Source organism: Kribbella sp., assembly GCF_035655035.1.
Lineage (GTDB): Bacteria > Actinomycetota > Actinomycetes > Propionibacteriales > Kribbellaceae > Kribbella.
Genome location: NZ_DASRVN010000056.1, coordinates 1 through 2,291 on the forward strand (window position 1 = coordinate 1; position 2,291 = coordinate 2,291).

Sequence of the window (2,291 nt, forward strand, 5' to 3'; positions counted from 1 at the left end):
GCGGAACGCGCCGGTGAAGAACATCCGGAGCAGGTGCACCATCATCGCGGCGATGAACAGCACGGCCGCCCAGTGGTGGATCTGCCGGATCAGCAGGCCGCCGCGGATGTCGAAGCTGAGGTTCAGCGTGGAGGCGTACGCCTCCGACATGTGCACGCCCTTGAGCAGGCTGTACGAACCGTTGTACGTGACCTCGGCCATCGAGGGCTTGAACCAGAAGGTCAGGAACGTACCGGTCAGGATCAGGATGATGAAGCTGTAGAGCGCGATCTCGCCCAGCATGAAGGACCAGTGGTCCGGGAAGACCTTCCGGAGGTTCTTCTTCCCGATCTTCGCGATGCCGAGGCGATCGTCGAACCATTTCACCGGTCCGGGGAACTCTGTGTTTGCTGACACTGTTGTCACCCTCGTTCGAAGAAGCTCGGGCCGACCGGCTCGGTGAAGCCGCTCTGCGCTACCAGGTAGCCCTCGCTGTCCAACGCCAACGGTAGCTGAGGAAGCGGCCGGGCAGCAGGGCCGAAGACGACCTTGGCGCCGTCGGACAGGTCGAAGGTCGACTGGTGACAGGGGCACAGCACGTGGTGCGTGGTCTGCTCGTACAGCGAGATCGGGCAGCCGACGTGGGTGCAGATCTTCGAGTAGCAGAGGATCCCGTCGATGCCCCAGTTCTCCCGGCCGGGCCTGGTGCGGATCTCGCTGGGCTTGATCCGGACCATGATCACGGCGGCCTTCGCCCGGGCGTTCTGGTACGCGACCGGGTCCTGCTCCTGCATCGGCGCCAGGTTCGCCGGTGCGCCGTTGACCAGCTGGCCGACGACCAGGTCGGACGGCTTGATCGGGCGGTTCGTGACGTCGTTGACGACCCGGATGCCCTTCGCCCAGATCGTGTTGTACAGCGCGCGGCCGGGCAGCGGGCCGAGGTCGCGGAGCAGCACGATGGCCGGCAGGCCGAGCGCGCCGAGGGCGCCGATCAGCGAGTTCCGGATCATCTTGCGGCGGCCGAAGCCGGACTCCGCGGTGCCCTGCTTGAACGCCTCGGTGATCTCGGCGATCTGCTCCGGCGACGAGTGCGCCGCGTGCCGGTCCTCGGCGATCTCCTCGTCGACCATCAGCTTCTTGGCCCACTGGATCGCGCCGGCACCGATCAGGAACAGCGCGAGCCCGATGCACAGGCCCAGCGTCATGTTGTTCGCGTTGCCGGTCAGCGGGCCGAACTGGATGTAGGAGTCCCGCGGGATCGCGAAGTACGCGACACAGGCGCCGAGCACCAGCAGCGTCGCCAGGCCGAACATCCCCGACACCTGCCGCTCGACGCGGTCGGCGGCCTTCGGGTCGATGTCGGTGATCCGCGGCTCGTGCGGCTCCATCCCCGGGTCGGGGATCGGCTCCGCCACCTCGACCGCGCCGTGCTCCTCCTCGGCCTTCACCGGAAGGTTCTTCGAGTCACTCATTCGGCCTTCGCTCCCTTGGCCTTGACGCCCTTGGCGCCGATCCAGACCGCTACGCCGACCAGCAGGCCGATTCCGACGAACCAGCCCCACAGGCCCTCGGAGACCGGGCCGAGCCGGCCGAGGCCGAAGCCGCCCGGGTCCTTCTGGTTCTGCAGCGCCTTCAGGTAGGCGATGATGTCCGCCTTGTCCTGCGGCTGCATGACCTGGTCGGAGAAGACCGGCATCTGCTGCGGACCGGTCAGCATCGCCTCGTAGATGTGCTTCTCGCTGACGCCCATCAGCGACGGCGCGAACTTGCCGTTCGGCAGCGCGCCGCCGCGGCCGGCGAAGTTGTGGCACGCGGTGCAGTTGGTGCGGAACAGCTCGCCGCCCCGGGTGACCTGCTCGTCGGTGGCCTTGCTCACGTCGTACGCGTCCGAGGCCGGTACGGCGGGGCCGGGGGCCAGCGAGGCGACGTACGCCGCCAGGGCCTCGATCTCGGCCTGCGAGTAGACCGGCGGCTTGCGGGGGATCTGCGCACCCGGCTGCTGGGCGGGCATCCGGCCGGTGCCGACCTGGAAGTCGACCGCGGCCGCTCCGACTCCGATCAGCGACGGTGCGGTGAACTTGCCCGCGCCGTTCGTACCGCCCTCGGCATTGAGGCCGTGGCAGCTGGAACAGCCGACCGCGAAGAGCTTCTTGCCCTCCTCGATCTGCTGCGACTGGGCCGAGTTGTCCGCCACCGCGTTGTCAGGGGCGAAGGCGGCGTACGCCGAACCCACTGCCAGGAGGCCGAACAGGAGCACGACGAGGCCGGCGGACCGGTGCCGTCGTCGCGCGGAGAGAAAGCGCGCCGGTGAC

2 protein-coding genes and 1 pseudogene are annotated in these 2,291 nt (G+C 68.3%); all 3 read right to left on the reverse strand.

Going from position 1 to position 2,291, the window contains the following annotated elements:
• Positions 1-405, reverse strand: a pseudogene (locus VFF46_RS03635) (ubiquinol-cytochrome c reductase cytochrome b subunit); the annotation flags it as partial.
• Positions 402-1,451 carry a ubiquinol-cytochrome c reductase iron-sulfur subunit gene (locus VFF46_RS03640; RefSeq protein WP_325035566.1) on the reverse strand — a complete coding sequence of 350 codons (1,050 nt, stop codon included), beginning with the start codon at positions 1,449-1,451 and terminating at the stop codon, positions 402-404. The pseudogene VFF46_RS03635 and the gene VFF46_RS03640, both read right to left, overlap by 4 nt.
• Positions 1,448-2,291 (reverse strand): cytochrome c (locus tag VFF46_RS03645; protein ID WP_325035567.1); only part of this gene is annotated, 844 nt, incomplete at its 5' end. The genes VFF46_RS03640 and VFF46_RS03645, both read right to left, overlap by 4 nt.

Coding starts and splice junctions, on each gene's coding strand:
- VFF46_RS03640 (WP_325035566.1), bottom strand. CDS start 1,451: ATGAGTGACTCGAAGAACCTTCCGGTGAAGGCCGAGGAGGAGCACGGC.